Genomic DNA, 1,012 nt, shown 5'->3' on the forward strand with positions numbered 1-1,012 from the left:
AGCGATGATGTCTGCCAGCAATACGCTCGTGACCAAGTCGTTTAATCCTGTCGATCATGCCAAAACTAAAAGCATCGATAAAACCTCAGAGTCCATCATCAAATGGACCCCAATCAGCGATCTCGCGGGTGAGCCGATTGCGTGGTTGAAAACACAAACCAAACGTGAACACTATTCAAAAGGTAATACGCTCTTTATTTACCTCTTTGCGACGGTTGGGGTGGTAGCGTCAGTCATTGCTACCAGCACGTTTTTCATCTTCAAAAGAAAGGTGGCAACACGCTTTAGCCACTTTGCAGAAGGCATTAACGAAATCGCCTCCCAATATCAGCTTGAAGGTTTGCAGTCAGTAAAGTTCGATGAGTTAGAACTCGCGACAAAGCTTGTGCAAAAGCTCTCTGAAAACACGTCTATGACTCAGTTACAACTGAAAGACTCCATGGAGAAATTCGGCGCACTTTACCACAGCTCATCGTTAGGCATGCTGATCGTTATTGAACGTGAAATCGTCGACGCCAACCATCGAGCGCTTGAACTACTGAGTTATAAAAAGTCCGACCTTCTTGAGCAGTCATTAGACACGCTCTGCCCTACGACTGCGGATGAGTGTCGTGTTGATGCAATGTATCGAGAGCTTCAACATGGCCGCAATCAGTTTGAAGCACAGATGCTAGACAGCCACGGCGAAACCATCGATTGTTTAATAGAAGCAACACTGATTCAGCACAACGGGCACACCGCCTTGATGCTGCTGTTGCAAGATTTGAGTGAAAACAAACAACAAGCTGAGATGATTCAAAAACTGACCGATTTTGATCCTGTGTCTGGCTTTTGTAATCGCCCGGTAATCTTAGGTGCACTTGAAGAGTTGGTGAAACACCAGCCGAATCACTTCTCGTTCATCTACATCACAAGTAAGAGCCTCAAGCAAATCGCTGAAGTGTACGGACACCTGATTTTTGATGAGGCGATCCAGTACATCTCGACTTTGTTGCGCGACCAGTTGGGCACG

General features: G+C 46.2%; 1 protein-coding gene. It reads left to right on the forward strand.

What is annotated here, in order from left to right; all coding sequences use genetic code 11:
* Positions 1 to 1,012 (forward strand): PAS domain-containing protein (locus tag R8N28_RS27310; RefSeq protein WP_318183929.1); only part of this gene is annotated, 1,012 nt, incomplete at both ends.

The organism is Vibrio sp. Vb1554 (assembly GCF_033344235.1).